This is a genomic window from Chryseobacterium sp. 2VB (genome assembly GCF_005503635.1).
GTDB classification, from domain to species: Bacteria; Bacteroidota; Bacteroidia; order Flavobacteriales; family Weeksellaceae; genus Chryseobacterium; species Chryseobacterium cupriresistens.
Genome location: NZ_SCNC01000002.1, coordinates 103,750 through 115,904, shown reverse-complemented (window position 1 = coordinate 115,904; position 12,155 = coordinate 103,750). Strand labels below are relative to the sequence as shown.

At 36.2% G+C, this 12,155-nt stretch carries 6 protein-coding genes; 1 reads left to right on the top strand and 5 read right to left on the bottom strand.

The window, feature by feature from the left end:
* Positions 1 to 4: 4 nt before the first annotated feature.
* The 5 genes from FFS26_RS02595 to FFS26_RS02575 all read right to left on the bottom strand — a co-directional run bounded on the left by FFS26_RS02595 (position 5) and on the right by FFS26_RS02575 (position 9,761).
* Positions 5 to 1,864, bottom strand: coding sequence for a glycoside hydrolase family 13 protein (locus FFS26_RS02595; protein ID WP_110009356.1), 1,860 nt, complete (start codon positions 1,862 to 1,864; stop codon positions 5 to 7).
* 226 nt (positions 1,865 to 2,090) lie between these two features.
* Entirely contained in the window at positions 2,091 to 4,247 is a 2,157-nt protein-coding gene (locus FFS26_RS02590) for a glycoside hydrolase family 97 protein (RefSeq protein WP_110009357.1), read from the bottom strand.
* Between the two features lie 80 nt (positions 4,248 to 4,327).
* The gene (locus FFS26_RS02585) at positions 4,328 to 5,398 is read right to left on the bottom strand and encodes a SusE domain-containing protein (RefSeq protein ID WP_137904207.1); all 1,071 of its coding nucleotides are present in this window, start codon (positions 5,396 to 5,398) and stop codon (positions 4,328 to 4,330) included.
* A gap of 20 nt (positions 5,399 to 5,418) precedes the next feature.
* Entirely contained in the window at positions 5,419 to 7,017 is a 1,599-nt protein-coding gene (locus FFS26_RS02580) for a RagB/SusD family nutrient uptake outer membrane protein (protein ID WP_137904206.1), read from the bottom strand.
* A 5-nt stretch (positions 7,018 to 7,022) separates the two neighbouring features.
* Positions 7,023 to 9,761: a SusC/RagA family TonB-linked outer membrane protein gene (locus tag FFS26_RS02575; protein ID WP_137904205.1), complete on the bottom strand. Its 2,739-nt coding sequence runs from the start codon at positions 9,759 to 9,761 to the stop codon at positions 7,023 to 7,025.
* A gap of 335 nt (positions 9,762 to 10,096) precedes the next feature.
* Between FFS26_RS02575 and metG the strand changes: the two genes are divergently transcribed.
* Positions 10,097 to 12,133, top strand: coding sequence for a methionine--tRNA ligase (gene metG / locus FFS26_RS02570; RefSeq protein WP_137904204.1), 2,037 nt, complete (start codon positions 10,097 to 10,099; stop codon positions 12,131 to 12,133).
* Positions 12,134 to 12,155: the final 22 nt, after the last annotated feature.

The window sequence follows — 12,155 nt, the reverse complement described above, 5'->3', positions numbered from 1 at the left end:
TTAATTATTTTTCCAGTTCAATAATCAGTGGAGTTTTTGCAGGAATATTCATTGTATTTTGCAATGAAATTTCTTTGTCTGAAATGATTTCTTTTCCTTTTGTAAATCCATTCAGTGATTCTGCAAACCGTTTCAGATCTAACGTCTGATCTTTTTCATTATTGTTGATGATGACCATTACACTTTCTTTTTCATTGTATCTGAAATAAACAAAAACGCCATCCTGAGGTACGAAATTTTTAGTTTTTCCATGATGTATCACGTCTTTGCCTTTTCTCCAGTTCAATAACTTCTGAGTAAACCGGAAAAACTCTTTCTGCTCCGGAGTCTGAGTAGATGGATTGAAAGCATTCTGAGAATCAGTCTTCCAGCCTCCGGGAAAATCCCTGCGGATGTCCGCATCACCACCGGTCTTTTTATCACCTCTCATTCCTATTTCTGATCCGTAATAAATCTGAGGAATTCCTCTTACTGTCGAGATCAGAGTGAGTGCCATTTTATAGGCATCTGGATTTGCATTAAAGATTTCGTTCCATCTTTCGGTATCATGATTTTCAAAGAAAACAAGCGTATTATTGATATCCGGATAAAGGAAATCGCTGGTAAAAGAGTCGTAAATACGGATCATTCCTTTATCCCAGCTTTCTTTTTCTTTAAGGGCTTTAGGCATGTTTTCATAGAGCATAAAATCCATCACAGAAGGTAAATTTGAATTGTACCCTTCTATTTCTCCTATTTTCGAATTTTTCTGCCATGCTGCAATTTGTGCTGCCGTATAAAGCCAGGTTTCTCCTACGATATTGAATTTCGGATATTCATCGGTGATCGCTTTGGCCCATTTTGCCATGGCATCTTTATCATTGTAGGGATAAGTATCTACACGAAATCCTCCCAATTCTGCATATTCTATCCACCAGATTGCATTTTGGGTCAGATATTTCAGAACCAATGGATTTTTTTGGTTGATATCAGGCATGGTCGTATCAAACCATCCGTCCAGTGCATATTTTTTATCAATATCTGAAGCATTGGTATCAAACTGTGTTGTCGTTTTATAGTTGGAACGTTTAAACCCTTTCTCTCCTTCATCAAACCAATGAATCCAGTCTTTTGAAGGAAGGTCTTTGATCATCCAGTGTGATCCGCCCCAGTGGTTGGTTACATAATCCATCACCAGTTTCATATTTCGTTTATTCAACTCCTGGGATAATGTTTTATAGTCTTCATTGGTACCGTAGCGGCCATCTATTTTGTAGAGATCAGTCTGGGCATAGCCGTGGTAGGAATACACTTTTTCGTTATCCTCATTCACAGGAGTAAGCCAGACGGCTGTTGCTCCCAGATTCTGAATATAATCAAGGTTGTTGATAATTCCACGAAGATCTCCCCCATGCCTGCCGTTGGGAAGGCTGCGGTTCGCTATTTCAGTAAGCTCCGGTTTTGAATCATTTTTTTCATCCCCGTTGGCAAATCGGTCCGGCATGATCAGATACATAAAGTCTTTTGAAGTAAAAGACTCGCGGCTCGCAGATCCGGGATTTCTTTGCTTTAATTCATAAGTGTATGAACCAAGATTCTTTTTACCTTTTTTAATATTGATAGCAAACTTCGGAACGTTTATTTCGCTGGTATTGACTGTAATAAAAACATAATTGGGATTATCTACTTTCCGGATGTCTTTGATCTGTATACCATCTGAAAGCGTAATCTCGTTCTTAGCCACTTCTTTTCCATACACAAGAATCTGAAGTTCAGGATTTTTCATTCCCTTCCACCAGAAAGCCGGCTCTACTCTTTCCAGATTTTTCTGGGAAAAAGCAAAAGAAGCTATCGAAAGGGTGAATGCTGCATATATTGTCTTCATATTAGTGTTCAATTTAGCATTAAATTTTTATATATACATCGAAAAATATAAGAGAAAGTCTATTTTTTATCTCTTTTTACAACAACGATAAGATTACGTATCTTCATATAGACTTCATCATGAATAATTGGATTTGGACAAAATAGGAAAATCAGTCAGACTGCGAAAAAAATACCCCGGAACATTAAAAAATCAATGAACCGGGGCACCTTAGTGTATCTTACAATTATTTTACTGGTTTAATAGAAATTGCGAAACCGCCGCTTCTTGCCATTTTAAAATTAATTTTCGATTTTCCTGTAATCTCTTTCTTGTAGATGTTATAGCTTTGAGGATTATCGATATAATCGGCATCTTTTCCATCTTCATAGATGGTTGCCTCATATTTCTTTCCTTTATCCAGGAATGAGAAATCTACTGTATACTCACGTTTGTTTTCATCGGTAATACCTCCTACAAACCAGTTTTCAGTTCCTTTTGCTTTTCTTGCTGTCACCACATAATCACCAGGTTCTGCAGATAATATTTTTGTATCATCCCAATCTGCTGCCACATCCTTGATAAACTGGAACGCATCCATATGCTTTTTGTAGTTTTCAGGTAGGTCTGCAGCCATCTGAAGCGGCATATACATCGTTACATAAAGCGCCAACTGTTTTACCAGCGTAGTTTTTACGAAACGGTTATCTCCAGGGAAATAATAGTCAAGTTTCGTCTGGAAAATTCCCGGTGTATAGTCCATAGAACCTCCCATCCATCTTGTAAACGGAAGAACCGTCTGATGATCCGGCTTATTTCCTCCGAAAGCTTCATATTCCGTTCCACGGGCTGCTTCTGCAGAGATATAGTTCGGATAGGTACGGCTTTCTCCGGTAGGACGTACAGATTCGTGAGAGTTAACCATGATTTTATAGTCATTTGCTTTTTCAGCAATTCTATAATAATGGTTAATGGTCCATTGAGAGTAATGATGTTCTCCTCTAGGAATAATATCTCCTACATATCCTGTTTTTACGGCATCATATCCATACTTATTCATGGTTTGGAAAGCTTTATCCGCCCATCTTTCATAGTTCGTGGCAGAACCCGAAGTTTCATGGTGCATGATCAGCTTGATTCCTTTTGAATGCGCATATTCATTCAACATTTTAATGTCAAAATCCGGGTAAGGAGTAATGAAATCGAAAACAAACTCTTTTGAGTGTCCGAACCAGTCTTCCCAACCGATGTTCCATCCTTCGATCAGTAATCCCTGGAATCCGTTTTCTGCCGCAAAGTCAATATATTCCTTAACCTTTGTATTGTTGGCTGCATGCTTTCCGTTTGGAGTCAATTTTGCAAAGTCCGTTTTACCTAAATGCACATTTTCAGCAGTAGAATAAGCCCATTGTGATTTTCCGATGATCATTTCCCACCAGACTCCCATGTATTTTGTAGGGTGAATGTAAGAAGTGTCGGTATATTTTGTAGGCTCATTAAGATTGAAGATCATTTTGGAATCCATTACCTGCTCTGCTTTCGGCGCAACGATAATCGTTCTCCAAGGCGTTACTGACGGTGTCTGAATATATCCTTTCGCTCCCTGTCTGTCGGCAGTCAAATGCGTTTTGAATTTATAATTCTGTGCATCTACCTCAAGATGTGAAGCCGGATAATCCAATACGGCTGCTTCTGCAACATTGATATACAATGGTTCTTTTCCTTCTTTTTTAAGCATTAAAGGAGACTGAACTGCATTTTTCACTAATGACTGGGAAGCGTTAGCATCATATGCTTTATCCCATTTTGAAGGAATCTCCGATACTTTAGTTTCCTGATACTGATACTCCTGAGAGTCGTAATCGGCAACCATCCACCATGCCTTCATGTCGGTAGGGAAATCGATTTCAGAGTCTTCTTCTCTGATCACAAAGTAATTAAGGTTTTTCTGCTGTGGGAACTCATATCTGAAACCCAATCCATCATTGAATAATCTGAACTTTACCACAATACTTCTGTCTGTAGAAGCCTGGTTCAGGGTAACTGCCAGTTCGTTGTAATGATTGATATAATTTTTCTTTTCTCCTAAAACCGGCTGCCAGGTTTCATTTTTAGAGTCTCTTTTTTCATCTGTCTTTGCAAAACCGTTGTTCAGATCGTATTTTGCATCTTCTGGTTTGGCAATCTCAGAAGCGAATTTTATGGCTGTGTCTTTAAATAATCGCAATCCCAATTTAGAATCTTCCACCACTACCGCACCATTATACTTTAGGTTATAGTAAGGTACTCCTTCTTTTAACTGAAAGTTCATTTCAAACTTTCCGTCCGGAGATTTTAAAGATTGGGCTTTCACACCTGTAAACATCATTGAGAGCAAAAGTGCTCCAACTGTAATTTTCTTCATAATGACTATTTATTAACTTAAAAATAAAGTGCTGCGGTAAAGCAGCACTTTGCTTTATTTGAGTTTGATTTCTAATTGTTTTAAAATATTGGAATTGCCGAATACTCCGCGGTTATATCGTTGAAATATACGTCATACTTAAAGGTTTCACTTACCGGAATATTTCCTCCGCTGAGCTCAGCTACACCAAAAAACTCCTGAGCTTTTCCCCAGTTTGTTCCCCAATCATGATTTGCCCTGAACTTGAATTCACCTGAATTCAGAGTAACATTTTTCTTAACCCAAATGTGAGAATCAAAAGTTGACTTCTGTAAATCAAGATCTGTATTCCAATCTCCTGATGCAGTTCCGATCATTGAAATCGTATTATAGGTAACTGTTGGAGATCCAATTGAAGTAAAAGTATATGTTAAAGTATTGGTATCAACTGTCAGTTTATAATATCCAGCAGCAGATACAGAAATATTTCCTGAAGTACCGCTTGTACTTAATGTACCTACAGTGCCCATTCCATATTGAGTATTCCAGGATCCTGGAGTTTTAATCATTTTAAAACCGCCTTGTGCAAAATATCCGGTATAAGAATACACTCCTGCTGCAGCTGTTTTTTGTAATGGAAGAAACTTCGTATTTGTATCTGTATTATCCCATCCTGCCGATGTAGCATCTCCAATCAGATATAGATCATTAAAATTGTAAACCGGCCCTAAAAGATAGGGCGTTACTGTTAAGGTCTTAACATCAGAATAGAAAGGTGCAGCACCAACCAAAGTTCTTAACCGAACCTCAATCTCAGCAGCTACATTAGTAGCAGCTCCTAATCCTAATGCTATATTATTAAGCTGTTTATTAGTAAAGCTCAGGGGAGAAGTTGTCACTTCCATAGTAGAAGCATCCTTAAAGTTTTTCCCTTTTATTGCAAATTGTAACTGTTGTGTATAAACTACAGGTACGTTAAAGGTTGATTTATTCCAAGTGATGTTTAGAGCTACATTGTCAGGATTAGCCTTATCTAAAACAATAGTTGTCTTATCTGGTGTAATCTTACTTTTTACAGTTTCTGTAATAATTACCTGATCTTCATCTTTTTCACATGAAATAACAAAAATTCCAATACATACTATTGCTAAAATTTTAAAAAAATTTTTCATTTTTAGATTCTGTTTAAAAGTTAATATCCAGGGTTTTGAACCAAGTTAGGATTAGCCACTATATCATTTGCAGGTATAGGGAAAAGATTTCTATATTCATCTACACCTTTACCTTCCTTTACACCACCTTTCCAAGGCCATAGATATGAACCTGACGTAAATTTACCATAACGAATCAGGTCTGTTCTTCTCGTTGCTTCCCAAGACATTTCTCTAGATCTCTCGTCTAAGAAAAAATCGGTATTAACTGAAGCAACAGTAGTTCCCCCCGCTCTCGTCCTTAAGGCATTTACATATCCTAGTGCAGTGGCTGCATCTCCTCCTGATCCACCTCTTGAAACAGCTTCACCATACATAAGATAAATATCCGCTAAACGATATAAAGGAATATCCGCGTCAACAAAATTACCTGATACATCTGATCCAGGAGCACCATTAGAATACTTTATATTTTTATACTTAATAAACGCATAGCCATCTGTAAATGTTGATATATTATTTATTTCTAAATTTTGACCATTTGTATAGAAATTTCCTCTTTTGTCGCTTGGGGAACCAGCAAATAGATTAACAAAAGATTTTGTAGTTCTTATACCACCCCAACCTCCATTGATTCCGAATTCAGAAGCAGGCATAGAACCTCCCACTGCAGCGTGTACCATAAAAGTTGAACCTCCGTAAGTTTTTGTACTTGTACCATCGTAGTTTACAGATAAAATAACTTCAGGATTATTTACATTATTATCTGCCATAAATAATGATGAATAGTTTGACTTTAATGAATATCCAGCATTTATTACTTTATTACAGTATGTGATACAATCCGTATACCTTGCTGTGCCCGTATAAACTTGTGCATTTAAATATAGTCTTGCTAATAAAGACCAAGCAGCAGCTTTATCTGCTCTGCCATATTCATTACTTCTAGCATCTTTAAGATCATTTGCACAAGCTAAAAGCTCAGACTCTATATATTTGAATAGTTCTGCTCTTGCAATTCTCGGAGGAGGAGTATTAATGATATCAGTAGCCTCAGTTACCATTGGTACATTTCCAAACAAATCCATTGCATGATAATAAGATTGAGCTCTTAGAAAACGAGCTTCAGCTCGCATATATTTCGCTTCTGTAAGATTACTTCCTGTGATTCCATTTGTGGAAAGTTTTTCGTCAGTCGTATTTTTAATAAATTCATTACTTACAGCAATTACATTAAATATTCTATAGTATATTGCTGCAACAAAAGGATTGGAAGCATTCCAAGTCATATTATGCATATCTGGAAGACCTGCATCAGCCCAAGCAATAACAGCTTCGTCTGTTGTTAAAACCTGCATACTGTACATTTGACGAAGATAGTTTGAGAAACCACCGTCGATTCCACCTATATCCGTATTTCCATCTGCATTATTTTGATCTCCCTGCCCCCCGATTGCTAGCCCTGCATAAATTTTAGCTAAGGCAGGTTTATAGTTACTAAAATCTTTGTATAACACGGTAGCTGTTAATCCTAAACTTGGTTCTCTTTCAAGATCTTGGGTACAAGAACCTGCAAAGAATAGAGCCCCTAGAGTAATAGACCCTATTATTATTTTTTTATATAAATATTTATTTCTCATGTTGATTAAAATTGGAAGTTAAACCCTACTGAATACACTTTCGGTCTTTGATAGAAACCATTGTCAATTCCTCCAAATACCTCAGGATCTACACCTTTATATTTTGTAATCACAAAAACATTTTGTGCCATTGCATTTACTCTTAAATTTGTTCCTTTTCCCATAAATTCTCCTGCATTATAACCAATTGATAAATTATCCATTCTAAGAAAGGATGCATCTTCAATAAACATATCCGAGAAAAGTTGTGTTGTAGCAAACTGTGTTGTTAGAACACTTGAATTTGTATTGCTCAAGAAATTATTCGCCTGAATATTTGCAATTGAACTATTAGACGCAGAATTATTATAAACGTAATTTCCTAAAACAGCTCTAAGCGATGTGCTAAATTCCCATTTTTTTACACTTACCTTTGTAGAAAAACCCAGGATTACATCAGGATTTGGAGATTTATAGAAATATTTATCATCTTCAGTAGATTTTCCATCACCATTTCTGTCAACATAAGCTCCTTCTAAAGGCTTTCCATTACTATCATAAACTTGCTGGTAAACATAAAATGCATTAAGGGGCTGACCCACTGTAATTGCTTGAATATAGTTATTAATACCGGTAAGTGTCCCTACTTGAATTTTATATGATGAATCTACATATTGAGATAAGCTTGTAACCCTAGGATTAAATCTAGTAGCATTAAGATTTACATCCCAGGTTATACTTTCATTTTTTACAGGAACTAAATTCAAGTTAGCTTCAAAACCTTTGTTGGCAATAATTCCAACATTTTTAATATTAAAGTTACTTAAATCACCTGCCCATGTAGGTACTTTTGCAATAAGGTTTTCAGATTTTTTATCAAAATAATCTATTGAACCACTAATTCTATTATTTAAAATCGCAAAGTCTAAACCTAAGTTTTTAGTAGTTGTTGTTTCCCAAACCAAGTTTGGATTGTAAACATCCGGACGAAGTAATGTATAGAAACTATTACCAAACTGATACTGTGCAGTACTACTATTACTATAAGAATAAGAACCAAATGCAGGATAGAAATTACCGGTCTCTTGCTGACCGGTCTTACCCCAACCTGCTCTTATTTTTAATGAATTAATCGATGAAATACTTTTTAAGAAACTTTCTTCATTAATTTTCCATGCAACTGACACTGCTGGGAAATTACCCCATAACTGGTTCTTATCTGCTCCATTCCAGAATGTTGAAGAACCGTCTCTTCTGATAGAACCATTGATAATATACTTATCTGCTATGGTAAAAATACCTCTGGCGTAAAAAGATAGTAAAGTTCTCTGCGTATCTCCAGCAGTTGAAAAATCGGTCTTTTGACCATTTCCATAATATGTAGGAGCTGCTGGAGTAATCGATCGTGTATCTTGATAAGAGTAACCACCAATTATATCTACAGTGGTATTAATCGCATTAATCTTTTTTACATAATTTAGATAAGATTCAAATAATTTACTTTTAATTTCCTGAGAATATGAACGATAAGATCCTAAAGTCCCAATACCTTGAGCGTATTCTTTATATGTGTTAACAGAACCATCACTTTTTGCATAATCATAAGATCCTGTTATGTTCAATCTTAATTCAGGTAAAAAATGAAACTTATAATCTAGTTGTAAACTTGGAATAATCCTAAAGACAGATGAAATATCTCTTTTACCATATAATAAACCTAATGGATTTCTTGTTCCATTTACGTTTAAACCTGTAGCAGTATTGGCAGGATCTAACCATTCATAATATCCTCCATACTTAGAATTCCCTGAATATACTGGTTGCGTTGGATCAAAATAAATAGAAGCGCCGATAGCTCCAGCATCTGGGAATCTGTTCTCAGAAAAAGTTCCTTTAAAATTACCATTAACAGTTAAATGATTATCAAAAAATTTTGGCGAAAAATTTAACCCTAATGAAGTTCTTCTGAATTCATTTGTCCTTACGATCCCGTTTTGCTCATTGTACCCCAAAGATACTCTATATGGCAAACCTTTTACACCACCTGAAAATGCGACATTATTATCTGTTCCCCAGGCTTGTTGATAAATTTTATCCTGCCAATTAGTATTTGCAGTACCGAGATAAGACTTCTGAACATTTGTACCAAAAGTATTCACAAAACTTCTAAACTGATCTGCATCCAAAACATCTGCATTACCCATTTTTGTAGACACAGAAAAATTAGTATTGAAATTAACTTTGAATTTACCTGCGGTACCTTTTTTCGTTGTAATTAATATAACCCCGTTCGAAGCTCTATTACCGTAAATAGCTGCAGAAGATGCATCTTTTAAAATATCAAATGTCTCGATGTCATTTGGATTAATCAATGATAACGGATTTGTTGCTCCACTTAAATTGTTAAAATCAATAGGAACACCATCAATAACAATTAGCGGATCATTATTAATAAATGAAGAACCTCCTCTTACTCTAATTGTAGAACCTGAGCCAGGAGCACCGCTGTTGCCGGTAATTTGTACCCCAGGAGTTTTACCAACAATCAGTTGATCAGCAGTAGCTGCTCCACCATTGAAATCTTTTGATGTCACAGAAGAAATAGATCCTGTAAGATCTGTTTTTTTCTGCTTACCATATCCAATCAAGACAACCTCGTCAATCTTCTTTTCCTGAGGAAGAGAGTCCTTTTTCTGCGCGTGCATTACTGTACTGGCCAGTAAAAAAGCGGGCGCGATTTTTAATACTGTTGTAAAATTCTTCACAATCTTATTTTTTTATAGTTTCGTTTTTCAGTCATATTTTGGCCTGAAGCCAGACTTGCAATTTAAAAAAAAATTAGAATTATCATAAATTTAATATAATTTTAGTTAAAATTATGTATATTACGAAACCCATTTTAGTTAGTTTTTTAAGATACAATATTTTACAACGTCTTATGTATTGCATAACATTTGTTTTAATTTAAGAAAATGTTAAACAATTGTTTAACTTAATTTGGTGTTCGGCTCTTAAAATTTGTATTCTGCAGCATAATAACACCACCAATAGCGGTATTCAACAGATATTCCTTATCTTTGCAGTCAAAACTTTACTATAAATGTCAAACAGAAAGATGATTACGGCAGCTTTGCCTTATGCAAACGGACCGGTTCATATAGGACATTTGGCAGGTGTTTATATTCCTGCGGATGTTTACGCAAGATTTCAGAGAAGATTAGGAAAAGATGTAGCGTTTATCTGTGGTTCAGATGAGCACGGGATTCCTATCACCATAAGAGCTAAAAAAGAAGGAGTAACTCCTCAGGATATCGTGGACAAATATCACGAAATCATTAAAAAGTCTTTTTCTGATCTGGGAATTTCATTTGATGAATATTCCAGAACAACATCTAAGAAGCATTATGAAACCAGCCAGGATTTTTTCAAGGTTTTATACGAGAAAGGAAAATTCACGGAAGAAGTTTCTGAGCAGTATTTTGATGAGCAGGCTGGAGAATTCCTTGCTGACCGTTATATTGTAGGAACATGTCCTAATTGTGGTAACGAAAACGCTTACGGAGACCAGTGTGAAAAATGTGGTTCTACCCTTTCTCCTTCTGAGCTGATCAACCCGAAATCAATGCTTAGCGGAAATGTTCCTATCCTTAAAGAAACCAAAAACTGGTATCTGCCATTAAATGAATATGAAGATTTCCTAAACGAATGGATCATTGAAGGCCATAAAGATGACTGGAAGCCTAACGTATACGGACAGGTTAAATCCTGGTTGAATGATGGCCTTAAGCCTCGTGCCATGACCAGAGACCTGAACTGGGGAGTTCCGGTTCCTCTTCCGAATGCAGAAGGAAAAGTATTGTACGTATGGTTTGATGCTCCTATCGGATATATCTCTTTCACCAAAGAATGGGCAGAGAAAAACGGAAAAGACTGGAAAGACTACTGGCAGAGTCCAGAAAGTGACCTTGTACATTTTATCGGAAAGGATAATATTGTATTCCACTGTATTATTTTCCCTTCAATGATGAAAGCGCACGGAGATTATATTATGCCGGCTAATGTTCCTGCTTTTGAATTCCTGAACCTTGAGAATGATAAGATCTCAACGTCAAGAAACTGGGCGGTATGGGCTCATGAATATGTGGAAGATTTCCCCGGACAACAGGATGTTTTAAGATATGCTCTTCTTTCATCTGCTCCGGAAACAAAGGATAATAACTTTACATGGAAGGATTTCCAGACTAAGAATAATTCTGAATTGGTAGGGATCTTCGGAAACTTCATCAACAGAGTTGCTGTTCTTATTCATAAATATTATGACGGTGTTGTTCCACAAGGAGATGCAAACAGCCCTGAACTGCAGGAAATAAGTAAATCTGCAAAAGAAATTTCAGGATTCCTTGAAAATTACGAGTTCAGAAATTCATTAACAGCCTTAATGAACCTTGCCCGTTTTGGAAACCAGTACCTTCAGACGGAAGAACCTTGGAAAACTATTAAAGATAACCCGGAAAAAGCGGCTCAATCTTTATTCGTTGGAGCGCAAATAGCTGTTGCTCTGGCTCAGTTATGTGAACCTTTCATGCCTTTCAGCTCTGAAAAACTATTGAACATGTTCAATGTTGAGAAAAAAGACTGGAGCTCTATTGAAAACCAATCAGTATTAATTGAAACAGGTCACAAAATCAACGAATCTTCCCTTCTTTTCTCAAAAATTGAAGACGATGTCATCGAAGCTCAAATCCAAAAACTGGAAAACACAAAACAAAACAATAAAAAAACAAACCCTAACGCAAACCCTATGAAAGAGGAGATTACGTTTGATGACTTTACTAAAATAGACCTTAGAACAGCAACCATTTTAGAAGCTGAAAAAGTAGAAAAAGCAGATAAATTATTAAAACTTACTGTAGATACAGGTGTAGATGTAAGAACTGTTGTTTCCGGGATTGCAGAAAGTTTCACTCCTGAGGAATTAATCGGGAAGCAGGTAATGATCCTTCTGAACCTTGCCCCTAGAAAGATCAGAGGAATTGAATCTCAGGGAATGCTATTATTAACAACAAAACCAGACGGAAAATTATCTTTCGTAACACCAGACGACAGCAATGTTGAAAACGGTATTGAGATCGGATAATTAAAATCCTTATAATGATCAC